Genomic DNA, 24,999 nt, shown 5'->3' with positions numbered 1-24,999 from the left:
GAATGTTCTTTTTTAACCACGATTATGCGAAATGAAAAAATGCTTGACTTCGATTTTTGTGCGTGATATTATCTTAATTACGACGACAGCGGGTAACACTTTCAGTCGTAGCTAAATGCGGTCGTGGCGGAATTGGCAGACGCGCACGGTTCAGGTCCGTGTGGGCTAACCCCCCGTGGAGGTTCGAGTCCTCTCGACCGCACCATACATAACCTTCCTCCCTCTACTTTGGTAGAGGGTTTTTATGTTTTTCTCCGTGGTTCACTTCCCCGTTTCCGTGCAAATACAAATAGGAAAGAACTCCGTTTTCTAACGCTTTCACAATCCGGGACTGACCTTTGCGGCTTGTCAGAAGTTCACGGTCCCGCGGATGACTCATAAATCCGGTCTCCACAATGACAGCGGGAACCGCGCTTTGGTTAAGCAGATAATATTGTCTGGCCGCTTTGGGCCTGTAAAGGGTACCATAGACGCGATTTAACTTGGTTTGAAGCTGCTGGGCTAACAAGAAGCTTTCCATATTCCGCTGATACAGGACAATGGGACCCGTCGCGCCGCGGCCGCCCCAATTGACATGCAGCGACACAAGGATGCGGCTGGATATCACATGACTCAGCTCTTTACGTTGCGCCAAATCTTTTCGGTGACGGGACCGGGTTCGAAGCCACTGGTTGTGATCGCTTAACGCATAGTCGCCTGTCCGGTTCAGAACCGCGGGCAGCCGTCGCTTATGCAACTGCTCATAAAGCTTCTGCGCCAATTGAAGATTGATATCCTTCTCGAGCAAGTTCCCGTAGCTGGTTCCCCCATCAACACCCCCGTGGCCCGCATCAATGATGACCTCCGTTGTAACAACATGAGGGGGGGCCGCTTGCGCAGAAGACTCCTTGTTTATCCAGATGGCAGTAACTGCCGTGAGGGTGATCCACAAGGTTAAAGCTTGCAGTACCTTTTTGAACACAGCCTTAGGATGTGATGTCTTCGTCATGAATGGTTCTTCCCCTTCCTTCAAAATTTACACAGCTCAATGTTTGTAAGCTTGCGCAGTCTGTCGGATTTCATACAAAGGGATAAAAGGGGGACAATCAGGGCAGGATGTTAGCGAGGAGGGGATGCTGTATGGCTAAAGGGGAAGATCTAATTAAATATATTACGCAACAAGTCGTGACCTATATCGATACACCTAAAGAAATTCGACATCAAGCCCGCAACACGGCAAGGAAAGAACCTTGGGAATCCAAGTGGTTCGGGATGATTCCTATATCATTGAAGCTATGGTTTACCAAATGGAGAAAATAAAAATAAAGGCACTTGATTCCGCTGTCTTAAGCGGAGACAAGTGCCTTTTATCATGATTAGGAGGATTTATAAAATTTGCCTTGTTCAGACACGCTGTGAAACGGCAAATATCTTAAACCATCCTGTTCAACGATAAGGTATGGAGTTTCATCCGGACGGGATTCATACCCCGTTACAGGAAAGACATAACGAATGCTTCTGTCCCAATATTCAGCGGTATACATGATTTTGTCACGTTGATTCAGGCGTTTCTGCACATCCTCGAAGTTTTCATAAGTTAAGGCGGGCTTCTTAACCCAAGGTAAACGCGCATACGGGTCGAAGGTCGGCAGAAGTAAAGAGGAAGGCTGTGACAACTTGACATTTGCCTTGGAAGGGTTTTCTTTGGCAGGAATGACCGCCTTCAAATCCTTCATTGTCAGAGGAAGGATCTCCCCTGTTTTGCCGTCCAGAAACCAGGGTTCACCTCCTGCGCCGGATACAGTAACTTTCCAAAGAGATTGGAGCGCCGAGAAGTAATACCGTTCGGATTGGTAGGTAGGACTGGATCTAAAGTCTGTGTAGCTCATATTGGATGGAATAAGTTCCTGCTGCAGCATGGATGCGTACAGCTTGACGGGTGAGAAGAGGGAGGTGCCGCCCCGACCGTATTCGGCTAACTTCAGCATGCCGCTGTCGTCGGCCGTGATGACAAGATAACCTACGTCAATTCCCCGCTGGGTTAGAAGAACAAGCCAGCCATGGGTGCCCGGACCCAGTGTGGTTATGTGAATTTCGGCATTGTTCCAATTCTCAAAACCTTTTTGGCTAGACAGGGTGTGAAGCTTGTCACCGATATATTGCTGAAGCTTGTCCTGAAACGCGGCGGGCTGAAGGATACCGCTGGCTATATGTATGGATTTTGGAGCAGGTAATGACGGTTTAGCCTTAAGTGCCTGCGTTCCCGTCGGCCAGAATAAACCCCAGGCGATTAATGCTCCGCCGAGCGTTATAAACCATTTGCGCATCGTCCACCGCCGTTTTCCCGGGTGTCCCCGATTCTATGTTTCTATCATAAAAGATATGCCGCGAGAAACGTGTTAGAACCTGTCAGACGTTTGCTGCGAGGATAGCAGTTTTTTTGCCGCCTGTTAGCGATAATCGTCAGTTTCCGGCGGCATTCATCGGATCGAGGTGAAAGATTCCGGAAGAGACTGCATTTATTTCAACCCTCGGTTTATATTGCCACCTGATTTCTTTGGCGCGGTTATCAAACTGAGTCTGAATCTCCGCCTTCTTTTCCTCTTCTTCCGCCGCCTTTAACAGGTCTTCATAGTAAGCCTGTATACGCGCAAGCTCCTCTTGCAGCCGTTCCTGTGCTTCATTGGCCCAAGCGTGATCGTAACGCTTGATCTTGCGCTCCAGCAGCTGCTCCAGCTGCGTTACCGCCTTGGCCAGCGTGACCGTGCGCTTGGGCGTATGCGCCTGGGCGGGGAGCTTCGGGGTCAGCTTGCGTTCAAGCAGACCCGGGTAGAAATTCTCCACGATCTCGCCCGTTGAGAGGTTCATGGCCAGCGAGTGGAGCTCGTCGCGCTTCATGTCGCAAATAAATTGCGCCTTGAAGTTCACGCACAGCCACGTGCTGTACTGCATAGAGGAGCCTGCCCGGCTCTGCTCCCGGGCAGGCTCCTCGAACAGACAGACGCAGCGGCCTTTGGCGCGCGCGACGTTAAAGATCTGCTGCAGCCGCTTGCTCCCGAACGTGACGTGGTCTTGGGGCACCCGCGCCACCGGCGCGGTGGGCACAAAACCGAAGTAACGTCCGAGGATGGAGTCGCTCGCGGGCTGCTGCGGGCCTGCTGCGCCGGGCGATACCTGCGCACCGCCCGGCGCAGGCTGCCCCTGAGGCGGCACGGCTTTCGCCGCCTTCAGTTCTTCGTGTTTCTCGGGATCAAACACGAAGGTGTAGGTCATCGTTTGCGGCGGAGCCCCGGTACGCTCAACGAAGCTCCAATAGTAGGATCGGCCGGTCAGATCCCTATCGGCGTCCGGGGACAGCTTGGCGGTCACATACGCCGGATGTTTCTCCAGCACTTGGCATTCGGTCGTGTCCAGGTAACGCATCACGTATTTCTGTACTTGCTTCGGATTCATGATCTTCCCTCCACCGTACGTCCGTATGTGCCGCTGTCCAGAATGGCGCCAGCCCGAGGCGCTGCGCTTTCCTGCGATTCCAGTTCCTTCTTGACGCCGCTGATGGATTCTCCGAGGGACCCGATACTTTGACGAATTTCCTCATCGGTTTTGGCTTCGAGGATGATTTTGTACAGCGAGTTTTCCAGTGAACTCGACTTTTTCTCAAAGCGCTCCAGTATCATATCCAGTTGACCGATGACGGATTCGAACATGTTTATTTTTTCGTGCAACAGATGGATAATATGTTCCTCAATCGTGCCGTGCGTGGACAGGTTATAGATATTCACGTCATTCTTCTGGCCTAGGCGATGGATGCGGCCAATCCTCTGTTCTACGCGCATCGGGTTCCAGGGCAGGTCAAAGTTGATGATATTATGGCAAAATTGGAGGTTGATACCCTCCCCGCCGGCTTCCGTGGCGACCATGACTTGCGCGCGGTTGCGGAACAGGTCCATCATCCAGTCTTTCTTGCCGCGGTTCATGCCTCCCCGGTAAGGTACGGCGATGAGCTTGTGATCTTTAAAAAATTTCATCAAATATTCCTGCGTGGCGCGGTATTCTGTAAACACAATAACCTTGGAGTCCATGCCTTCGATCAGCTCCATGGCTTTCTCGGCTTTCGTGTTGGCTTGGATTTGCTTGATTTTGTCTACCAGCTCCCAAATTTTCGGTCGCACCGGAGAATCTTCGGCTGTTTTTTTGAACATATTCACTAATGTCAGGAACACCGCATCTCGGCTGGAGCATACCTCGCGTTGTAAAGTAACGAGTGAAAGCGCGCTGGAAACGTCTCCTCCGGATTCCTCGTAACGGGTTTTGACAAAGGAGGTAACGCCGTCGTACAATGATTGTTCCTCATCGGATAAGGTTAACGGAACGTTCTTCACATGACGCTTCGTAAATCCCAATCCGTCTCCGCGACGGTTGCGGATCATCACCTTGGAAAGCTCTTCTTGCAGCAGCGTTTCGTTCTTGGCAATGCGTTTGTCAACGACAAAGTTAGCCGAGAAGCTGCCTTGCCCGCCCAATTGACCCGGTTTCAGCAAAGTAATCAGATTATAAAGCTCGCCAAGATCATTTTGCACAGGGGTAGCGGTGAGTAAGAGGCAGTATTTTTTTTGGATATGGGTCACGAATTGATAGTTTGTCGTTTTCTTGTTTTTGAGTTTGTGGGCTTCGTCTACGACAAGCATGTCGTATTCCTGGCTCAGGACAATGTCGCGGTGGGGATCTCGTTTGGCGGTATCCATAGAAGCCACAACGACGTCATGCTGCTTCCACATATATTCTTTCTTCTGGGCCACGGCGGAGATGCCGAATTTCTGGTTAAGCTCCCGCACCCATTGAAGCACGAGGGAGGCAGGGACAAGGATAAGGATCTTGCTGACCAAACCGCGTACGATATATTCTTTGAGAATCAGACCGGCTTCTATCGTTTTGCCTAAACCTACTTCATCCGCAAGAATTGCGCGCCCGCGCATTTCATTCAGTACTTTTTTGGCGGTGTCGATCTGGTGGGGGAGGGGTTTCAGCTGCGGAATGTGCCGAAGACACATCAGATCGTCAAATCCGGTGACAAGCTCCGCTTGCTCCGCTTCCATGCCCAGCTGGAACATCGTCCAATCGTCCCAAGGACCGTTCTTATCCATCTTGGCTTCCAGTTCCCCGACCCAATCCCGGTTGAATTGAAGCTCTAAATGTTCGTTCAAGTTCCTGATATGGAGTTCCGGGTTCTCGTTGCGCATAGATTAAGCCTCCTTCGGATTCCTGGGTGGTACCGTGACGTACTTAAAGTGCATCTCTTAGTATGGTCCAAAAATTGGCGAATCAAACACAAACCGGTTCGTGTTAAAATGAAGGTTCGGCAGGTCGGAGCCGGCTCGGTTTATAGAAGAATCGCACAGCGGTGCGGAGTGATGGTAAAGTCAAAAAAGAGAGATTCATAGAGAAAACGAAAGCAAACGGGGGCAGTACTCCCGAAATTCTCGAATAATCGTCTCTGAGTCATTAGATGCACAATATGTAGTATAGTATAATGGTATTCGCACACAATATATTGTACTGAATACATACAATGATATAGGCCGAAACAGGCGTTTCGCCGCTTGAATTGCCCATCTTAGAGCCCTAATTCGTATTTTAAACATGTGTGTGGGTAAAGCGCTGATATATATATTTCGTGGGAGGTAGTTGTTGTTGGAGACGGTGCAGAAGAAGCGTTTAGAAGGATTAAGTGAGAAGATTTTCTTGGATCGTTACGCTTGGAAGAATGCGGACACCAGCGAGACGAAAGTCGGAGATGTCGTTCTGGTTTTAACAAAGGATGATCCTAAATTTCCGGCTAAAGAAGTCGGCGAAGTCATCGCCAGGAACGGAAACAACGTAACCGTGCAAACCCGCGGCGGTGAAATCGTCGAATCTAACATTGAAAAACTTACCCTTACTATAGAGAAAACACCGGAAGAGCTATGGAGCCGTCTGGCAGGCGCCATTGCTTCCGTAGAGAAAACACCGGAGAAACAGCAAGAGTGGACAGAAAACTTCAGATATATTCTGGATGACTGGAAGCTGGTGCCGGGCGGACGTATTGCCGCCGGCGCGGGCGCCAGCGAAGAGCTTACGCTGTTTAACTGTTACGTCATTCCTTCCCCTAAGGATTCCCGCGGCGGTATTATGAAGACTCTGTCCGAGATGACGGAAATTATGGCCCGCGGAGGCGGCGTAGGGATCAACCTGTCTTCCCTTCGTCCTCGCCGGGCTGTCGTTAAAGGTGTTAACGGTTCGTCCAGCGGCTCCGTATCCTGGGGCGGTCTGTTCAGCTATACCACGGGTTTGATCGAACAAGGCGGAAGCCGGCGCGGCGCGCTGATGCTGATGATCAACGACTGGCATCCGGATCTGTTGGATTTCATCACCGTGAAGCAGACGATGGGTCAAGTGACGAACGCGAACTTGTCCGTATGTGTTTCCAACGGATTTATGAAGGCCGTTAAGGAAGACCTGGATTGGGATTTGGTATTCCCGGATACGAAAGATCCGGAATATGACGAGATGTGGGACGGCAACCTGGATAAGTGGAAAGAGATGGGCAAGTCCGTAAACCATGTTAAGACAGTACGCGCTCGCGACGTATGGCAAACGATTATTGAATCCGCTTGGAAGTCCGCGGAGCCGGGCATCGTGTTCATGGAGTATTACAATGAAATGTCGAACTCCTGGTACTTTAACCCGATTATCTGTACGAATCCTTGCGGGGAGCAAGGTTTGCCGGCATGGGGCGTATGTAACTTATCCGCGGTGAACCTGTCCCGATTCTATGATGCCGAGAAGCATGACGTGGCATGGGATGAATTAGGCAAGACGGTGCGTTATTCCGTTCGTTTCCTGGATAATGTCATTGATGCGACGCCTTACCATTTCGAGGAGAACAAAGAGAATCAACAAGGCGAGCGCCGTGTCGGTCTCGGCACGATGGGACTCGCGGAATTGATGATTAAGCTCCAGGTTCGTTACGGCAGCCCGGAATCGCTTGAATTCCTGGATAAGTTGTACGGATTTATGGCTAAAGAAGCTTACTTGTCTTCCGCGGAAATCGCGGGCGAGAAAGGCTCGTTTAAGCATTATGTCGAAGACAAATTCCTGCAAAGCGGATTTATGCGCAACATCGTCGGGGAATTCCCTGAAGTCGGCGCGGCGATCCAAGAGAATGGAATGCGTAACGTTACCGTTATTACCCAGGCGCCGACAGGCTCCACAGGTACGATGGTAGGCACATCCACAGGTATTGAGCCGTACTTCGCGTTCGAATACTTCCGTCAAAGCCGTCTTGGCTTCGACAAGCAGTATGTTCCGATCGCGCAAGAGTGGAAAGACGCGAACCCGGGTCAGGAATTGCCGGAATGGTTCGTAACTTCCATGGATCTGTCCGCGGAGAACCATATCCGTGTGCAGGCTGCGATTCAACGCTGGGTGGACAGCTCCATCTCCAAGACAGCCAACTGTCCTGCCGACTTTACGGTTGAAGATACCGGCAAGTTGTATGAGCTGGCGTTTGAGCTTGGTTGCAAGGGCGTAACAATCTATCGCGACGGCTCCCGTGATGTGCAGGTATTGAGCACGGAGAGCAAGAAATCCTCCGCCGATGAAGCTGCGAAGGATGCGCCGTTGGCTGAGAAGAAAGACGACAGCGTGGCCGCGGCATTGGCTTCCGTTGCTTCCGGTACCGATGCGGGTACGTTGAAAACACTGGAAAGTTCGTTGCCGGTGAAGGCAACCCCTGCGGCTAAGGGATTGTTCGACAAAGAATATAAGAGCCGTCCTCAGATTCTGAAGGGCGCTACGTATAAAGTGAATACGCCGTTCGGTATGGCGTATATCACGATCAACGACCTGAACGGCACGCCGGGCGAGATCTTCCTGAACGTCGGCAAAGCCGGCTCCGACGTGTTCGCGATGGCGGAAGCGCTGGGCCGCGTGTGCTCGCTGTTCCTGCGGTACGGCGACCACGGCAACAAGGTGCTGTTACTTATCAAGCACCTCAAGGGTATCGGCGGTTCCGGGGCGATCGGCTTCGGCCCGAACCGTGTGGAATCGATCGCCGACGCGGTAGCGAAAGCGCTCGAGATTCACATCCAGGGCAGCGACCCGGATGAATTGGTATCTGCGGCCAGCGAAGTGCTGGACGCGCCGACGGCAACGCCTGCACCTGCTGCGGCGAAAATGGCGAGACCGAGCTCGGTACCGTCGCTGGATCTGTGTACGGCGTGCGGTACGGCGGCGCTGGTGAATTCGGAAGGTTGCAAGACGTGCACGAACTGTGGTTACAGTAAGTGTAGTTAAAGAAAAGGACCCTGACGGGTCCTTTTTTTCTTCTTTCACCACATTTTCCAGGACCAAATTATAAGCTAAGAAATAGCCGGATTCCGCACAAAATAATTCGTTCTCAATGCTCCTCTTTTATAGTAGAATGAGATGAAAACTTTGTCGGTAGATGGGCAGGGTTACTGATTTAAAGGGGAATCCGATATGTTGCATCCGCTCAAGTACCCGTTGAACAGTATTCGCAACAAACTCCTTTTCGCTTTTATAGCCCTCGTAATTGCTCCTATTTTCATTCTGTTCTATTCCTATTATTCCTCCTCCCAGCAGCTTTTCGTTCAAACCGTCAATCAATCGAATGATCAGGTGATTACCCGAATAGGCGATAGCATGAACGAAACCGCTGAACGGATGTTTAAAGCCTCCAACTTGATTGTGAATGATCCGGAAGTTCAACAGTTTTTGAAGCTTAAGGAAAATGCATGGCTGGAGGATCACAGTGCCTTTCAGCAATACATAGGCTTTAACGCCAAGCTGAATAACATTCTTGATTTTATATTGCAAAGCCGCTCCTATATCACGGTAGTAGATTCCAGAGGGCATGTATTTACCAGTTTAAATGTGGGAAATCCCGATCAGCTGCTAGATGACTATAGCAGTCAGGGGTGGTACGCAGCAGCTCTTGCTGGGAAGGGAACGCCCCAATGGCAGCTGCAGGATGCCCACGGGATTAATGCGGCTATCCTGGCAAATCAAGAACAATTGCTCGTAATGTCCCGTCAATTGAAGGGGGATTCGGTTCAACCCTTGGGGGTTATGATGATCGGGATTCCGCTTCAGCATTTTTTGCCGGATGCCAAGGACATTTTTCTTTTAAAAGGATCAAAGGTGCTGTTCGGTGATCCACTCCTTGCTCAGCAGCTAAGGCTCGATCAGCTTGAATTAGGCAGTGACAAGGACGATCAGAGGCCTAACAAGGTGCTTACACAAGATAACTATTTGATTAATCACCAAACGATTCAACAGCTCGGTTGGAACTTCGTTCAAGTGATGCCGCAGCTCGAATATACACAAGGACTGAGATACTTGCGAAATCAGTCGTTTATTTGGCTGTCGCTATTCTTTCTGGGCTCCTGCGCTCTGTTTGTGGTTTTTATGTTTCGGTTTATTCAGCCGATTAAGCGCTTGCTTAGCTCCATGGTCAAGGTGGGCGACGGCAATTTCAATGAAAAAATTGAGATTAAAGGCAGCGATGAAATTGCTTTGCTAAGTCACAATTTTAACAGCATGGTTCATAAGCTGAGAAAGTTAATCGTCAACTTATCCGAGGAACAGCAGCGTAAGGAGGAAGCCCGCTTTCATGCGCTGCAATCGCAAATCTCGCCGCACTTTTTATTCAATACGCTCAATTCCATCAAGTGGTCGGCCCGCATGTCCGGCGCGGAGCACGTTAGCCGGATGATTACTTCACTGGGCAAGATGCTGACCTTCGTCATGAGCCATGACCGTGAAATGATCGCCCTTCGAGAAGAATTGGATTTTCTGGAACAGTACATCAAACTGCAAAATATTCGGTTCAACAACCATTTAAGCCTGGTCATTGAGGTGCCAGAATCTCTGTTGAAGGCACATATTTTAAAGCTGTCCCTGCAACCTTTGGTTGAGAATAGCCTTATTCATGGGAATCGTTCTCAAATCGAGGTCGTAATTCGCGCCGAAATGCTTGATGGCGACCTGCATATTTATGTGAATGACAATGGAGTGGGATTTGCTGAACGAGCGGAACAGATGGAAGTGCCCCCGAATCCGCTTATTCAAGCGAAATTCAGTGGAATCGGTTTGCGCAACATTCATGAACGAATTCATATGCACTTCGGTGAGGGCTATGGTCTGGAACAATTGCAAAGTCTAACGGGCGGGGCTAGTGTGAAGCTGTCCATGCCATGGCTGGAAGGGGACAAGCAGAATGATCCGCATATTAATCGTAGAAGATGAATTTCTGGTTCGGGTAGGGCTGAAAACCTTCGTGCCGTGGGATGAACATGGTTTTCATCTGATTGGTGAGGCGGCAAACGGAATAGAGGCTTTGCAGATTTTGGAGCAATCTACCTGTGATATTATTTTGACGGATATTTCTATGCCTGTGATGGATGGCCTAACTCTGCTTGAGCAGGTCAAAATGAAGTATCCCCATATGAAGAGCATCATTCTTTCGAATCTCCATGATTTTCAATATGTGCGCAGGGCACTGCAGCTAGGCTCATTGGATTATGTATTGAAGCTGACGATGGAGCCGGAGGAGCTGCAGGAGAAGTTGCTGACCTTGAAAGCGGTGATTGAGAAGGAACGGTCGGAGGAGATTCTTAACCGTCATCTGAACTCTCGCATAAGCAGACTGCAGGAGCAGTTCAGTGAGAGGCGGTTTTGCGATATTATCACGAAGATGTGCTCACGCAAAGAGATTGAAGAGACGTTCAGAGAGAATGGATATACCTCGATTGAAGGCCCATTTTACTTGACAAGCATAAAAATCGGACATTACCAAAAGGTTCTGGGCGAGAATAAATATAAGAGTGAAAAGCTGCTGGGCTATTCGGTGTCCAACGTGCTCCAAGAGGTGCTGAAAGGACATATGCAGGGCGAATACATCGAACTAGAACCCGGTACATACGCCTTGCTTACGCAGCAATGTTCCATTCCCATGCTGGAGGAGATGCGGGATTGTGTGGCGCGTTATTTAAAGCTGACGGTCAGCTTTGGAATTTCATGTCTATGTGCCGACATATACGGGATACATAACGCATACGAAGAGGCGGAAACCGCTTTGCAGCAGCAGTTCTACATGGGGATGGGTCACATCGTGCAGTTTGAGCCTATGCTGGAACATCCAAACGATGCCTCTCTTTCTTTCCTCAAGATGCAAGGGGAGCAGTGGACGCGCCGCATTGAACAGCGTGACGAGGCAGCAATGCTCGTCGGACTAGAAGACTTGTACCGCTTTGTCGTCCAAGAGCGCAGATGGCACCCGGAAACGGTGAAGGAGGCGTGGATCGAGCTGATCTATCACTTCTCGCAAAACCTGCAGGAAATCGGCGGAGATATTTACTCGGTACTGCCCTATGAGGACAAGAATCCCTTCCATGCCATTCGGGCTGCGGATACGATGGAGGATATTTATGAATGGTTAAGGGGCTGGATACCGCTCTATCTCAGCTATGTCAAGGAGTGTTCCAATAAGCAGTGGCGTCCTGAAATTCAAACGGTTGTGAAAATGATACTGGAGCAATATGCGACAGGGCTCAAGGTGTCCGACCTGGCAAGAGCGGTAAACTTTACAGATGCGTATTTGAGCGTTCTCTTTAAGAAGGAAACAGGTGAAACGATTATTGACTGTATTATTCGCCACAAAATGCGCAAAGCCCGCGAAATGCTTAAGGATCCTTCTGTGAAAATCTATGAGGTTTCCGATGCGATAGGCTATACGGACCCGAACTATTTTGCCAAATTGTTTAAGAAGGTAGAAGGGATTTACCCATTGGAGTTCAGAAAGAAGTATTTGAACAACTAAAAATAAGACGGATTCCTAACATATTAATCTATTCATAAAGAACTCTTCTGGTTGCTATGCTGTACTCAGTCTTTAAGACAATCCAAAATGGAGGGGTTACAACATGAACCAAAGAGGACAAAAGCTAGCTTCAATACTGTTGGTAACGACATTATTTCTTACAGCATGCGGTGCGAACACAGGAAGTCCTGCAGCTACGGAAACCAATGGCGGGGATGGTGCGTCAGCAGTCGAAAAGAAGCAGGTGGCATTAAAGATATGGGGCGGTGTTCCTGAAGAAAGCGGTCCGAAGGACGTCGTTACGGCATGGAATAATGCGAATCCGGATATTCAAGTGGAATATGTGCGATATGTGAACGATGATTCGGGCAATACGAAATTGGATACCGCTTTGGTGAGTCAATCCGATCCGCCGGACCTGTTCTTCAGCTATGGGGAAACGTATTTGAACCGCCGTATTCATGCCGGTATGACGATTGAACTGGATGATTTAATTGACAAAAGCGGCTTGAAGGTTGATGAAGTAATCGGCAACGCTAACATTGTTAAGACGGATGGTAAAACACACTATTTGCCAGCTATGAAGCAAATCTCGGCGATATTAATGAATAAAACAGTGTTGGATGCGGCCGGGGAGAAGGTACCGGATAGCTGGACATGGGATGAGTATACCGCCTTAGCATTAAAATTAACGAAAAGCGGCATGGCCGGAAGCTTTATCCAAAACCCGGGGGAAACGATCCAGCGGTTTACTTTAATTACCTCCAAGCCAAAAGATTTCTCCTATAAGGAGGATGGAACCTCCAACTTTGACAGCGCCGCGCTAAGAAAAGGTCTTGAGCTTCAAAAAGAATTGTATGACAAAGGCGCTATGGTGAAATGGGCGGAGACCATTACAAATAAGCTTGCTCCGCAAAGTGAATTGTTCACCGGTAAAGCCGCGATGGTATTCGGAGGTACGCATTTAATCCGTTATGTGAAAGATTTGACAGGCTTTCCGCGTGATTTTCAAGTGGTCTTCGCGCCAACACCGCAATATCAAAAAGGCACGAATGTGAATGTAGCAGGCTTCAACGATTTCATGTCGATTAACAAAAACAGCAAACATAAAGAAAAAGCTATGAAATTTATGACTTGGTATCTTACCGAGGGCAATAATCTTATGATTCCGGGCGGCCGCATCCCAAGCAACAAAAAAGCGGATATGGATAAGGTTGTCGAACAAGTTGTAGGCGATGCCGCAGCACAGATGGATATAGACTCCTTGAAAAAGGTGCTGAAGGCCGATTATGTGTATCCGGCTCAAACCATTTCGACCGCATTCCCGGCGTTGACGACGATATTGAATGAAGAATCAGAGAAGTATTTCATGAACGTTCAGGATCTCGACAAGACCATGTCCGCACTGAAGACAAGAGCGGACGATGCGATAGAGTCTGTTAAGAAATAAACGCTAATCCTTCTTATCCGCAAGCAGTTAAATACAGGTTGCCGCCCGCTCTTATACGAAGAGCGGGTTTTTTTTGCATGGAATACAACGAAAAGCACTAATAAAAATCCATTCATTTTAACAACGCATAAAGCTACATTTAGACTAATCAACAAGGAAGAGGTGAAAGGCTTGGTACGGCAATGGAATAATCAGAGGCTGAGAGAACACATAGCCGGTTACTTATTTATTTTACCTAATTTATTGGGCGTGCTGTTTTTTATCATCGTGCCGCTGGTGTTTAGCTTTATTCTCATATTCATGGATTGGGATTATTTGAAAGGGTTGGATGGACTGAGCTTTACCGGATTCGACAATATCATTCTCATGTTCAAGGACGACTATTTGCTTACTTCGCTGAAAAACAATGTCATCTTTACCGCTGTGACCGTACCCGCCTCGATGGCCTTGGGTCTTGTGGTGGCGGTTATTCTGAACAAGCATGTTTATTGGCGGAACGTCTGGCGAACGCTTTTTTTCCTGCCGTATGTGAGCTCGCTCGTGGCCATATCCATCGTATGGAGTGTGATCTATAATTCATCGTCGGGCCCGCTCAACAGCTTCTTGCGGTCAATGGGTATTCAGAATCCCCCAGGATGGCTGGCTGACCCTAAATGGGCGTTGTTTTCCATCATCATCATGGTGGTGTGGACGTACATCGGCTATACGATGGTGCTGTATATGGCAGGTCTCCAGGGGATTTCCAAAGATTTGTATGAAGCCTCAGAAATCGACGGAGCAGGCGCTATCCATCAATTCATCAAAGTTACGATTCCGATGCTGAAGCCGACCAGCTTTCTAATTGCGATTACGCTGATCATTTCAACCTTTCAGGTATTCGCGGTAGTCAATGTGATGACCAAAGGGGGACCGCTCAATTCGACAATGGTACTCTCTTATCATATTTATCTTCAAGCGTTTCAACATTATAAGATGGGTTACGCGGCTGCGATGTCCTGGTTTTTATTCTTGATTATTTTCGCGGTTACGCTGGTGCAGTGGCGGAGTCAGAAAAAATGGCAGCAGCATTTTTAACTATAAGATTAAGGGAGTTCAAGCCTATGACATTGAATTTAAAAAAGCTTATGGTCACGCTGCTGATGGCGGTTTTAGCGCTGATCCTCATGTTTCCGTTTCTGTGGATGATTTCGGCTTCGTTCAAAATCTCGGCAGATCTATTTACATATCCGATTGACTGGATTCCAGCAACGTGGAATATAGACAACTACAAAGGGGTATGGGGAGGGGATTACAACTTCACTTTATATTATTGGAACAATATTAAGATCACATTGTTCACGGTTATAGGCTCGTTGTTAACGAGCTCCCTTGCTGGATTTGCTTTCGCTAAATTGAATTTTAAAGGAAGAGATGCGCTGTTCCTGCTCTATCTGGGGACGATGATTATTCCTTCTCAGGTGTTGTTAGTGCCAAGATTTATTGTATTTGACCATATGGGATTGATTAACAGCCATTGGGCCATTATTCTTCCCGGCATATTTACCGTGTTTGGCACGTTTCTGATGCGGCAGTTTTTTACCACGATTCCGAATGAGCTGCTGGAGGCAGGGCGCGTAGACGGCGCAGGCTATTGGCGGACCTATTGGCAAATTTGTCTGCCGCTTACGAAGCCCGCGCTTGTTTCCCTGCTAATTTTATCGTTTACCTGGCATTGGAACGAATACGAGAATCCGCTTATTTTTTTGCGTGACGAAAATTTGTACACACTTCCGCTGGGATTAACCAATTTTGTGGATGAGAACGGAACGAATTACCCGCTGATGATGGCAGCCTCCGTTTCTTCGCTAGTGCCGCTCATTGTATTGGTAGCTTCATTGCAAAAATGGTTTGTGGAAGGTGTGGCTAGCTCAGGCTTGAAGGGATAGTAAAGAAGTTATAAAGGAGAGAAGCAGGATGCAAATTTGGATTCCCGAGCAGCAGGTGGAGGTTATTCAGGATGTCGACGTTGTCGTTGCGGGCGGCGGTCCTGCAGGCTACGCAGCCGCGCTGGCCGCGGCGCGAAGCGGCGTAAGGACGTTATTAATCGAGCGGTATGGATTCTTGGGCGGTGTCGGCACGAACAGCTTGGTCGCAGGTTTCTCCAGCGGCTTTCATGATGGAGAAAGGCTGGTTATTGGCGGTATTTACAGCACGTTACGCGAGACTATGTATAAGCAGGGCGCACTCCTGAAAACGGACAATTATGAGCCTTTCGATCCGGATGCGTTGGCATTCTACTACTTAAGAACACTGGTGGATGCGGGCGTTCAGCTGTTGCTGCATACGCTCGTCACGGATGTTGTGATGCAAGGAGACCGAATAGAGGCCATTCTTGTCGAGAGCAAGTCGGGCCGACAGGCGATTAGAGCGCATACGTACATCGATGCGACCGGTGATGCAGACGTGGCGGCCCGGGCCGGAGTCGACTTTGAAATCGGCAGACCGAAGGACGGCTTAATGCAGCCGGTTTCCTTGATGTTTGCGGTGGGGGGCGTGGATGGGGACAAGCTGGTACGGGAAGTGCCGCCTATCGAGGATGGGCCGTTCAGCGGACATATCTCGGGAGAAACGCACATGATTTTTGAAGGTCAGACTGAGCGGGTGGCGAAAGCGAAGGAGGCCGGCTATTTATTTCATATTCCGCGTACGAACATTGCCATTGCCTGGAGCCTGCCGGGGCGGCCGGATGTCGTTTACGCTAACTTTACACGGATCCAGAACGTGGACGGCACGAAAGCGGAGGACTTGACTCGCGCAGAGATTGAAGGCCGCTTTCAAGTTGAAGAAGCGGTAACCTTCTTCCGACAATTCATGCCGGGCTTTGAAACGTGTTATCTGCAGCGTGTTGCTCCCCAAGTCGGTATTCGCGAAAGCCGCAGGGTAAAGGGTCAGTATACGTTGTCCGAGCACGATATCATCACCACGCGAAAGTTCAGCGATGTCGTAGCCAAGGCGCATTATATGGTCGATATTCACGATCCGTTGGGTCAAGGCACACACTACGTGAAATTGAAAAAGGGCACCTCATACGATATCCCCTTCCGTTGCCTGATTCAAGAGCAGGTCAGCAACCTGATCGTAACAGGCCGCTGTATCTCGGCTACACACGAGGCGTTCAGCTCGCTGCGAGTCATGTCCATTTCAATGGCACTCGGAGAGGCGGCGGGCACCGCGGCAGCGCTGGCATATCAGAACCATATGGTTCCGGGCGAGTTAAGCATAGGTTTACTGCAGGAGGAGTTGGTTCGAAATGGGGCGATTCTGGAATAACGCTTTACTGGGAAAGAGGCGCTGGCTGCACCTCTTTTCCAGTTCATATAAATTGTAAGTGAATCCAAATTATAGTAGGAGCGTGATAAATAATGTCTTTTTTTAAACCTGGAATGTGGGTAGTGTTGATTTGTATGTTTGCCGGCTTGATTACATCTATGGCGATTCCCTCGCCCGCAATGGCGGCAACGCTAAGCATTACGCAGCACAAGCTGGGAAATATTTATCAGACAGGAGAGACCGTTAGCTTTGGAATTACGACGGATCAAAGCTCTGTGGATTATTCGGTTACTGATTATTTAGGCAAAGTGATGGCTTCAGGAAATAAGCCGGTGAACGGGAGTACGACATTAACGCTTAGCTTATCGGCTAAAGGCTATTTTAAGCTGGATTTGAATGCCAAGAGCGGAGCGTCGGTTGTAGCTTCCAAGTCTACGACCTTTGCCATATTGGCGCCTTTCGACACAAGCGGAATCAGTGATTCTTTCTTCAGTGTACAAACTCATTTCGGCAACTCGACCAGACAGCATCCGGAGATAGCACCGTTACTTCAGCTTATGGGAGTAAAAACGGTGCGCGATACTCAAAGATGGGAATATATTGAGACGACTAAAGGGACATATGCGTTCCAACCTTTCCTAACCGACTATATGACGGCTTTAAGCAACAAAGGGATTAAACCTCTCATGACCTTAGCTTTAGATCATTCGCTTTATGACAACGACGGCAATGGAACGGGTGTGACACCTTATACGGATGCGGGAAGAACGGGCTTTGCCAATTATACGAAACAGCTGATGCAGAGATTCGGTTCTCAAATCAATGAGGTTGAGGTCTACAACGAGCCGAACATCTCTGCTTTCTTCACAGGTCCGGCTGCAGCCGATAAGCCTGAATACTATTACCAGCTGCTTAAATCAACCTATGCTGCAGCGAAATCGGTGAATCCGTCGGTGAAGGTTATTGGCGGTGCAACCGCGGGTGTAGGGCTGCCGTTCCATGAGGCGGTATTTCAGAAGGGCGGTTTGGCTTATATGGATGCAGTCAGTATGCATCCATATGATCATGCCAACCATCCGGAGTTGTATTTGGCCCAGTTTATTTCTAACTTGGACAATTTAGTGAAGCAGTACAATGGCCAAGTATCGAAACCGATCTATATGACAGAAGATGGTTGGTCTTCTAATAGCGGAGGCGTGAGTGAGCTGACTCAAGCCGATTATCTGGTTCGGAGTTACGTTATCGCTATGTCCACGCAGAAGGTTGCCAAATATAATTGGTATAACTTCCTTAACAAAGGGACCATTCCGACGGATTTTGAAAGAAACTTTGGACTCATCCGTCATCCGAACGATGCTATGGGTAAATATGTGCCGAAGCCGGGCTATGCTGCGTATGCCGCAATGACCCGGCAGCTGACGGGAGCGAATTTTGTGAGCAGAGATAAATTGGGAGCGGGAAGCTCGGCGGTGCACAGCTACGTTTTCAGTAACAGCTCCGGGGGAACGACACGGGCTATGTGGGCGACTACGGATGCGAATGTAACCTTGAATACGGCTAGCGCCATCACGATTACGGATATGATGGGGAACAGTCAAACCTATGCACCCGGAAATCATACGCTGCTTCTGACCAAACATCCGATATATGTTTCGGGCAATCTGACGGGTTTAGTCTACGCGGGTCCTGGCAGTCCCGTCTCAGGCAAGCTCTATGAAACGGAGTCTCTGACAGCCTCGACTTCAACCGGAGATACCCGCGCAGCTTTTACAGATGTGAATTTAAGCGGAGGCGCGGGGGATAAATTGAACGCGAATGGTGTAGGAGATTTCGTCTCTTACAGCGTCAATGTGCCGGAAGCGGGAACCTTTAATGTGCGTGTTAAAGTAAAAAAACTAAATACGAGAGGTATATATCAGCTATCTGTCGATGGAACTAACCAGGGATTACCGATGGACGGCTATGATCCGGTTTCAAACGGAGGGGTTTACGAGGAACTGAATTTGGGAAATGTAAACTTTAACACTGCAGGTAACCACATGTTTAAGTTTACGGCAACAGGGAAGCACGCAGACAGCACCGGATACGAATTGGCCGTGGATTATGTACTGCTGAATCCGGTCGCTCCCTTCGTAATGGTGAGGGAATTGGAAACCGAGGAAGCGACGATTTCGTCCGGAGATGCACGAATCACGCTTACGGATCAAGCAATGAGCGATGGAGGCGGAGACAAGCTGGTTGCCAACGGAATAGGGGATTACATCTCTTATAACAGTATCGACCTTCCTTTTACCGGAACCTATAACGTGAAGGTGAAGGTCAAAAAGCTGAACCAGCGGGGGATTTTTCAACTTTCCATCGATGGGCAGAACCAAGGAGTACCGCAGGATACTTATGATCCTGTCGCGACAGGCGGGGTGTATACTGAGCTTGACTTGGGGACGAAAACATTTACTACAGCAGGCAATAAAACATTCAAGTTTATGATCACCGGTAAACATAGTGAAAGTCTGGCGTATGATTTAGTGCTTGATTCTATTACGCTTACGAAATAATTCGAATCTAGGTATGCGGAACGGCGGGTTTGGCCTTGCGATATTCAATTATCGCAAGGTCTTTTTCTTTTGAAAAATTATGAATCGAGCGAGGAGAAGGGCAAACAGGAAATTCGTCGAATTCTTGTACGATGCCAACAAAGTATAAGGATGAATGATATGTCGAATAAAACGCAAAGAAAATTTAAGCGAATCATGAATTCCATTTCAAAGCAGGAGAAAAAGAAGAAAGCTAGATTCTTTAGTTTTCTCGAGAATGACGTAATTTTGGGCTACTATGTCAAAAGAAAGACCGACAAATGGGAACGAAGATGGGTAAAGTTTCTCCAATATGTTATGATTGTTGTCCTTATTGGACTGGGCCTTGCCATGACTTTAAGCGTGAGCCTTGCTGAGAATGTGACGGATTCCATTCATTCGATGATGATCATCGGCACAATGATCTTGTTCGTTATAGTATGCTTTGGTTTGATCCATCCGTACGTTGTGCTCTCAGACGTTTATATGAAATCCAGAATGCGAGTATTAAAGTATTATGGAACATCAACGTTGATAAGTCTTGCGGTTACAATTGTATATTCAATTCTTATGGAGTAATACTGGTGCGAGTGTTCTTAACTTCCGATGCGCAAACTGAAGCGTTTTAGACACCTGCGCAACTTTACAAGTCTAATACTTTTCTTGTGCACGATGAATGATACAATGTCAATATAAAATGAACACGATTGGAAGGATGGTAAGCATGAGTGAATTAAATCAGGAATATATCGTGATCTCGGGTGCGAGGGAAAACAATCTGAAGAACGTATCCTTGCGTATTCCCAAGCGGAAAATCACAATCTTCACGGGGGTATCGGGATCGGGTAAATCATCGATCGTCTTTGATACGATCGCGGCAGAATCGACACGACTGCTGAATGAAAATTTCAGCTTGTTTGTGCGTAATTTCCTGCCTAAGTATCCACAACCTGATACCGATGCCATCGAGAACCTTAGCATGGCTGTTATTGTCGATCAGAAGCGGCTTGGCGGCGGTTCCCATTCCACGATGGGCACCATTACCGATATCTCACCCATTGTTCGTCTATTGTTCTCGCGAGTAGGTCAGCCCTATATCGGACAAGCCTCCATGTTCTCGTTTAACGATCCGCAAGGGATGTGTCCCGAATGCAACGGAATCGGCCGCAGACTAGGTGTTGATATGAGCAAGGTGCTAGATAAGTCAAGGTCGCTGAGAGAAGGAGCCGTCTTGCTGGCGGACTATAAGGTGAACAGCTGGGATTGGTCGATGATCATGGAATCGGGGTTCTACGATCCGGATAAGAAGCTGAGCGATTATACAGAGGAGGAACTGGAACAACTGCTGTATGCCAAGGCGAGAAAAGTAGAGATGCAGTTCGCCGGGAAGAGCATGAATGTGACCGTGGAAGGCATCATCGAGAAATTCACTAACAAATATATTAAGCGGGATGTAAAGACGATGTCCGAGCGCACACAAAAAGCGGTTGCGCAATACATTTCCGAAGGTCCCTGTTCCAGCTGCCGCGGGGCCAGACTCAGTCAAGCCGCGCTGAGCTGCAGGATTAACGGTCTTAATATCGCGGAAGTTTCTTCTATGGAAGTGGGACAACTTATACGCGTCATCCGGGAGATTAACGATCCAGTCGCAGCCCCGGTCGTCAAGTCGCTGACAGAGCGATTGCAGCATCTGGTGGATATCGGACTTGACTATTTGACGCTCGACCGCGAGACGGATACATTATCAGGCGGCGAGTCGCAGCGTGTCAAGATGGTAAAGCACCTCAGCGGCAGTCTGGTGGATGTCACTTACATCTTCGATGAGCCGAGTGTCGGCCTGCACCCCCGTGATGTACACCGGTTGAATGAGTTACTTCAGAAGCTGCGCGATAAAGGCAATACCGTCATTGTCGTCGAACATGATCCCGATGTAATCAAGATGGCGGATCATATCGTCGACGTCGGACCGCACGCCGGAAGCCGCGGGGGCACGATTATGTATGAAGGAAGCTTCCAAGGCTTGCTTGCGTCAAGTACGTTGACCGGCTCTCATATGAAACGTCCACTCCAGCTGAAGCAAGATTGCAGGCAACCTTCGGGCAAGTTGTCCATCAAGAATGCGCAGCTGCACAACCTGCAGAACGTGAGTGTGGATATTCCAACAGGCATACTGACAGTAGTGACGGGTGTCGCGGGTTCGGGCAAAAGCACGCTGATTAACGATATCTTCCTCAGCCAGCATTCGGATGCGATCGTTATTGACCAGTCGGCGGTAGGCGTGTCAACACGATCGAATCCGGCAACCTATACGGGTATCATGGATGATGTGCGCAAGGCGTTTGCATCCGCGAACAAGGTAAATCAAGGTTTATTCAGCTTCAACTCCAAAGGGGCTTGCGAGAACTGTCAAGGGCTGGGTGTTGTTTATACAGATCTTGCTTTCCTTGAAAGCGTGAAACTGCCATGCGAAGTATGCGGAGGCAGACGGTTCAAGGAAGAGGTGCTGGCGTACAAGTTGAACGGCAAGTCCATTGCAGAAGTGCTGGAGATGACAGTAGAGCGCGCATTGGAATTCTTCGAGCTTAAAGAGGTTGTGCGCAAACTTCAGGCCATGAGTGATGTGGGATTGAATTACATTACACTCGGTCAGCCGCTAAGTACGCTCTCCGGCGGGGAATGCCAGCGCATCAAGTTAGCAAGCGAGCTGCACAAGAAAGGCAGCATCTATGTATTGGACGAGCCGACAACCGGCCTTCATATGTCGGATATCGGTCATCTTCTGGCCATTATGAACCGTCTTGTGGATGCAGGCAACACGGTCATTGTCATCGAGCATAACCTGGATGTGATCAGCCAAGCGGACTGGATCATCGACATGGGGCCGGACGGAGGCAGCAAGGGCGGCCAGGTGGTGTTTGAGGGCACGCCTCAGGAAATTATCCATGCGGAACAGTCCATCACTGGAAAACATCTGATATAATGCAACACAAATGAACAGCATAGCTAAGAAACAAAGGCTGTCCCCCTAAGGTAACCTAACCTTGGAGGACAGCCTTCTTATGGTTGCATAGAAACACATCTTGAAACACATACTTTCTCCATCAAAGGAACTTTTTGGAGTTGATTCTTCTTTGAGGGTCCACAATCCGAATAAATCGAACAAGGCGTCTGATCCAAAGCTAAAGTCCTTAACCGAAATCATGAATATATTTCGTAAATCAGACGATTTCAAAAGCAAAACGATATCTCTAGCTGATCAAAAAATATATATTTGCTACCTTTCAACGCTGGTGGATGTTAAGCAATTACAATTCAAGATTTAGAAACCCTTACAGGAATGCAATACGAACCTAGAGATCAAGAATGTTGAAGATTTCATTCCGTTTATTCCTTTGCAAGAATACCAAGTTTCTGATGATGCAGATCTCATTCGCAAATTGATCCTAAGCGGCCACGTATTCTTAAGAATTCATGAGCACGCCGATCGCGGTATCCTTTACAAGGTCAAAAGCCTAATAGGACTTCGAAAAACCAATGATACGGAAAATGAGTTCAGTGTGGTCGGACCCAAAATAGGGTTTACAGAGGATTTAGATACGAACCTTCATTTAATGCGAACCCAAGTCAATATCCCTAATTTAGTCATAAAAGAAGTTACATCAGGAAAAATATCTCATTCAAGAATTGCCATTCTATATATTGACGGATTGACCAATGAACAGATCGTAGCTACGGTTGAACAAAGGATTAAAGCGCTAGATTTTACGGTCATCTTTGACTCCACACAATTGGACCAGTTAATTACGGATAACTCTAACACACCTTTTCCTCTGTTGCTGAACACAGAACGCAGAGACAGGGTCACCTATTCCCTAATCCGGGGACAAGTAGCTGTGATAAGCGACGGTTCTCCCTATTTTATCATTGGCCCATCCACATTATTTGATTTCTTTATTTCCCCGGAAGACTATTACCTGCCATGGGTTATTGGTTCTTTCTTTCGGATAATCCGAATCTTTGGCGTTATATTTTCCATCATAGCCAGCTCCATGTATGTGGCTATCATGACCTTTCATTATGAAGTCATTCCGCAGGATATGTTAAAGCCCCTGATCTATTCCAGATTAAATGTTCCCTTCGATCCGGTGTTAGAAGTGTTGTTTTTAGAATTAATCATTGAATTTGTTCGGGAAGCGGGGGCCAGACTCCCTAGCAAGATCGGTCAAACGCTTGGCATTGTAGGGGGGATTATCGTAGGAACCGCTGCGGTGGAAGCTGCGCTGGCAAGTAATATTTTGATTATAGTAGTATGTCTCTCAGCGCTTGCATCCTTTACAACCCCCATCTACAAGATGTCGAATACGATCCGGTTTTTGAGATTTCCAATTATCTTATTAGCCGCATATTGGGGCTCGCTCGGCATATTCATTGGCGTCTGTTTCCTGCTCGTGCACGTTACTCGTCTGACCTCCTTGGGTTTTCCTTATATGGTACCGTTGTTTCCTTTCCGGCCGGGCGATTTCAGTGACAGCTTTATACGATCCGATTATGAAAAAATTACCGACAGGCCGGGGTTTTTACGAACACAACATAAGAAGTTTTACAATCCTAAACCCTGGAAGAGGCAAAAGGAATGGGATGATGATGAATAAGGAGCTAAACTTCATGATCATAAGGTATATTCTGATCGTCATACTTTGGCTTACACTGACAGGTTGCGGCAGTGAGCGGATTGTAAACAAAATAGACCTCGTCCATACGATTGGCTATGACCAAATAGGCGATAACATCAAAGCTTCCATTCTTGTTGGCGACTATAAGGAAAAGGAAACGATGAGCGCTACCATGTATGTTGCAAACGCACGTTCGGAACTTGGTCTAATGCCGGCACTAAACACGAAAACCATGGGTGCGCTGGAATACGGACAATTGGATATGCTTATTTTCGGGAAAGACTATGCCCGGACCGGCGTGGAGGCAGTGATGAACAACTTGTGCCATGACCCGAAAATTTCCACCCGCATGCAACTCGCTGTTGCTGACCGGGAAGCATACGATTTGCTGAAGGCATCCCAGGTTTCCCAAAATTCTTTTTTGTTATCCAGTTTACTCAGACAGAATATGAAAGAAGGAAATCTCCCTGAACATAATTTCCATATCGCTTTATATGATTATTACGGAAAAGGGAGAGACTTATTTGCACCCTATCTAATAATGGAGCAAAACCAAGCAAAATTGGATGGTCTGGCTCTATTCCGCAGGGATAAATACATAACACATATTAGTCTGAACCAGGCTTTATTGCTTAAACTGCTGCTGCAGAATGCCCGTAATGGAAGTTATAGATTGCAATTGCAGCTGCAGGAGAACCGGAAGTCCGAAACCGTATTGCAAATCAATTCATCTAAAGTATCTTATAAGTTCATAAAACAAAAGCGCAGTCCTTTAGTTTCTATTCAACTTGACATTACCGCTCATATCGAGGATATGCCGCAGGCATCTGAAGATCAACAAGCACAACAGTTTAGAGAACTGGAGAACAAAGTTCGCAAACAGCTAACAACAGATCTGGAGAAGTTTATTGCGCTGTGTAAGGATAAACGGGTTGATCCAATGGGACTTTCCGATTATGTGCTTCGACATACGAAACAGATTCGAAATGCTGGAACAGAGCATCCGGCATTTACTGAAGAAATTCATGTAAACCTCAACATTCTGGAAACGGGTTATGGTCAATAACAATTTTGCTACTATGATGATCTGGAGTGTTTACTAAAATGATCAATGGAATCAAGGAGAAATTTCAG

General features: G+C 48.0%; 16 protein-coding genes, 1 tRNA gene and 1 pseudogene. 14 read left to right on the top strand and 4 right to left on the bottom strand.

Features of this window, described 5'->3' with window-relative positions:
- Positions 1-117: 117 nt before the first annotated feature.
- Positions 118-205, top strand: a tRNA-Leu gene (locus SY83_RS20380).
- Positions 206-223: 18 nt separating this feature from the next.
- Here the strand turns inward: SY83_RS20380 and SY83_RS20375 are convergent.
- The gene (locus SY83_RS20375; protein ID WP_068609899.1) at positions 224-988 is read right to left on the bottom strand and encodes an N-acetylmuramoyl-L-alanine amidase family protein; all 765 of its coding nucleotides are present in this window, start codon (positions 986-988) and stop codon (positions 224-226) included.
- Between the two features lie 131 nt (positions 989-1,119).
- On the opposite strand from SY83_RS20375, the gene SY83_RS20370 reads away from it, so the two are divergent.
- Positions 1,120-1,299 carry a YqzE family protein gene (locus tag SY83_RS20370; RefSeq protein ID WP_068609897.1) on the top strand — a complete coding sequence of 60 codons (180 nt, stop codon included), beginning with the start codon at positions 1,120-1,122 and terminating at the stop codon, positions 1,297-1,299.
- Between the two features lie 56 nt (positions 1,300-1,355).
- On the opposite strand, the gene SY83_RS20365 is transcribed toward SY83_RS20370, so the two are convergent.
- The 3 genes from SY83_RS20365 to SY83_RS20355 form a co-directional block, all read right to left on the bottom strand.
- A complete protein-coding gene (locus SY83_RS20365) occupies positions 1,356-2,306 on the bottom strand; it encodes a hypothetical protein (RefSeq protein ID WP_068609895.1) in 951 nt (316 codons plus the stop codon).
- A 136-nt stretch (positions 2,307-2,442) separates the two neighbouring features.
- Positions 2,443-3,432, bottom strand: a complete 990-nt coding sequence (locus tag SY83_RS20360) for a YqhG family protein (protein WP_068609893.1) — start codon at positions 3,430-3,432, stop codon at positions 2,443-2,445.
- On the bottom strand, positions 3,429-5,219 hold the full coding sequence (locus SY83_RS20355) for a DEAD/DEAH box helicase (RefSeq protein ID WP_068609890.1): 1,791 nt from the start codon (positions 5,217-5,219) through the stop codon (positions 3,429-3,431). The genes SY83_RS20360 and SY83_RS20355 overlap by 4 nt, the downstream gene beginning before the upstream one ends.
- A gap of 451 nt (positions 5,220-5,670) precedes the next feature.
- Here SY83_RS20355 and SY83_RS20350 point away from each other — a divergent pair, with 451 nt between their 5' ends.
- From SY83_RS20350 to SY83_RS20295, 12 genes and pseudogenes are all read left to right on the top strand, one after another.
- Positions 5,671-8,313 carry an adenosylcobalamin-dependent ribonucleoside-diphosphate reductase gene (locus tag SY83_RS20350; protein ID WP_068611241.1) on the top strand — a complete coding sequence of 881 codons (2,643 nt, stop codon included), beginning with the start codon at positions 5,671-5,673 and terminating at the stop codon, positions 8,311-8,313.
- Positions 8,314-8,499: 186 nt separating this feature from the next.
- A complete protein-coding gene (locus tag SY83_RS20345) occupies positions 8,500-10,287 on the top strand; it encodes a cache domain-containing sensor histidine kinase (protein WP_068609889.1) in 1,788 nt (595 codons plus the stop codon).
- Positions 10,259-11,860 (top strand): response regulator, encoded by a 1,602-nt coding sequence (locus tag SY83_RS20340; RefSeq protein WP_068609887.1) that lies wholly within the window; start codon positions 10,259-10,261, stop codon positions 11,858-11,860. The genes SY83_RS20345 and SY83_RS20340 overlap by 29 nt, the downstream gene beginning before the upstream one ends.
- A gap of 103 nt (positions 11,861-11,963) precedes the next feature.
- On the top strand, positions 11,964-13,310 hold the full coding sequence (locus SY83_RS20335) for an ABC transporter substrate-binding protein (RefSeq protein ID WP_068609885.1): 1,347 nt from the start codon (positions 11,964-11,966) through the stop codon (positions 13,308-13,310).
- Positions 13,311-13,481: 171 nt separating this feature from the next.
- Entirely contained in the window at positions 13,482-14,384 is a 903-nt protein-coding gene (locus SY83_RS20330; RefSeq protein WP_157279896.1) for a carbohydrate ABC transporter permease, read from the top strand.
- Between the two features lie 26 nt (positions 14,385-14,410).
- Positions 14,411-15,235 carry a carbohydrate ABC transporter permease gene (locus SY83_RS20325; RefSeq protein ID WP_068609881.1) on the top strand — a complete coding sequence of 275 codons (825 nt, stop codon included), beginning with the start codon at positions 14,411-14,413 and terminating at the stop codon, positions 15,233-15,235.
- A 28-nt stretch (positions 15,236-15,263) separates the two neighbouring features.
- Positions 15,264-16,619 carry an FAD-dependent oxidoreductase gene (locus tag SY83_RS20320; RefSeq protein WP_068609879.1) on the top strand — a complete coding sequence of 452 codons (1,356 nt, stop codon included), beginning with the start codon at positions 15,264-15,266 and terminating at the stop codon, positions 16,617-16,619.
- Between the two features lie 92 nt (positions 16,620-16,711).
- Complete coding sequence (locus tag SY83_RS20315; protein ID WP_068609877.1) at positions 16,712-19,174, top strand: carbohydrate-binding protein; 2,463 nt, start codon at positions 16,712-16,714, stop codon at positions 19,172-19,174.
- A 159-nt stretch (positions 19,175-19,333) separates the two neighbouring features.
- The gene (locus tag SY83_RS20310) at positions 19,334-19,771 is read left to right on the top strand and encodes a hypothetical protein (protein ID WP_068609875.1); all 438 of its coding nucleotides are present in this window, start codon (positions 19,334-19,336) and stop codon (positions 19,769-19,771) included.
- 145 nt (positions 19,772-19,916) lie between these two features.
- Positions 19,917-22,172: an ATP-binding cassette domain-containing protein gene (locus tag SY83_RS20305; protein WP_068609873.1), complete on the top strand. Its 2,256-nt coding sequence runs from the start codon at positions 19,917-19,919 to the stop codon at positions 22,170-22,172.
- A 220-nt stretch (positions 22,173-22,392) separates the two neighbouring features.
- A pseudogene (locus SY83_RS20300) lies at positions 22,393-23,844 on the top strand (spore germination protein).
- A 13-nt stretch (positions 23,845-23,857) separates the two neighbouring features.
- Positions 23,858-24,931, top strand: coding sequence for a Ger(x)C family spore germination protein (locus SY83_RS20295; RefSeq protein ID WP_197479909.1), 1,074 nt, complete (start codon positions 23,858-23,860; stop codon positions 24,929-24,931).
- Positions 24,932-24,999: the final 68 nt, after the last annotated feature.

The sequence above is a fragment of the Paenibacillus swuensis genome (assembly GCF_001644605.1).
GTDB lineage: Bacteria > Bacillota > Bacilli > Paenibacillales > DY6 > Paenibacillus_N > Paenibacillus_N swuensis.
The sequence above is the reverse complement of the archived record's forward strand: the minus strand, read 5'-3'. Positions and strand labels throughout refer to the sequence as shown.

Coding starts and splice junctions, on each gene's coding strand:
- SY83_RS20375 (WP_068609899.1), bottom strand. CDS start 988: ATGACGAAGACATCACATCCTAAGGCTGTGTTCAAAAAGGTACTGCAA.
- SY83_RS20370 (WP_068609897.1), top strand. CDS start 1,120: ATGGCTAAAGGGGAAGATCTAATTAAATATATTACGCAACAAGTCGTG.
- SY83_RS20365 (WP_068609895.1), bottom strand. CDS start 2,306: ATGCGCAAATGGTTTATAACGCTCGGCGGAGCATTAATCGCCTGGGGT.
- SY83_RS20360 (WP_068609893.1), bottom strand. CDS start 3,432: ATGAATCCGAAGCAAGTACAGAAATACGTGATGCGTTACCTGGACACG.
- SY83_RS20355 (WP_068609890.1), bottom strand. CDS start 5,219: ATGCGCAACGAGAACCCGGAACTCCATATCAGGAACTTGAACGAACAT.
- SY83_RS20345 (WP_068609889.1), top strand. CDS start 8,500: ATGTTGCATCCGCTCAAGTACCCGTTGAACAGTATTCGCAACAAACTC.
- SY83_RS20340 (WP_068609887.1), top strand. CDS start 10,259: ATGATCCGCATATTAATCGTAGAAGATGAATTTCTGGTTCGGGTAGGG.
- SY83_RS20335 (WP_068609885.1), top strand. CDS start 11,964: ATGAACCAAAGAGGACAAAAGCTAGCTTCAATACTGTTGGTAACGACA.
- SY83_RS20325 (WP_068609881.1), top strand. CDS start 14,411: ATGACATTGAATTTAAAAAAGCTTATGGTCACGCTGCTGATGGCGGTT.
- SY83_RS20320 (WP_068609879.1), top strand. CDS start 15,264: ATGCAAATTTGGATTCCCGAGCAGCAGGTGGAGGTTATTCAGGATGTC.
- SY83_RS20315 (WP_068609877.1), top strand. CDS start 16,712: ATGTCTTTTTTTAAACCTGGAATGTGGGTAGTGTTGATTTGTATGTTT.
- SY83_RS20310 (WP_068609875.1), top strand. CDS start 19,334: ATGTCGAATAAAACGCAAAGAAAATTTAAGCGAATCATGAATTCCATT.
- SY83_RS20305 (WP_068609873.1), top strand. CDS start 19,917: ATGAGTGAATTAAATCAGGAATATATCGTGATCTCGGGTGCGAGGGAA.
- SY83_RS20295 (WP_197479909.1), top strand. CDS start 23,858: ATGATCATAAGGTATATTCTGATCGTCATACTTTGGCTTACACTGACA.